The organism is Pantoea sp. GbtcB22, from assembly GCF_019091025.1.
Lineage (GTDB): Bacteria > Pseudomonadota > Gammaproteobacteria > Enterobacterales > Enterobacteriaceae > Pantoea > Pantoea leporis.
On record NZ_JAGXKB010000604.1, the window covers coordinates 1 to 245 of the forward strand.

The window sequence follows — 245 nt, forward strand, 5'->3', positions numbered from 1 at the left end:
TTAAGGTGATTATCATATTGTCAATAACATCAGATGAATTGAGAGAAGATGCGCCAATGCCATCGGTGATACCTGAAAAAACAGAACCATCTGGCAGGGTAATGCTATAGGCTTTGCCTGGTAGTGGTTCTTTCGTTAACGCATTCCTGATAATAAACTTCTCATCAAAACTTCCCGGCTCAAACAACTTCATCACGCTCTGCATATTTGCTGCCCCCGCCTTACTGATGCCCGCGTTTTTAACC

The 245-nt window shown here is 43.3% G+C and carries 1 pseudogene; it reads right to left on the reverse strand.

Annotated features, from left to right (window positions below):
* Window positions 1–245: pseudogene (locus tag KVT28_RS26115) on the reverse strand (VgrG protein); the annotation flags it as partial.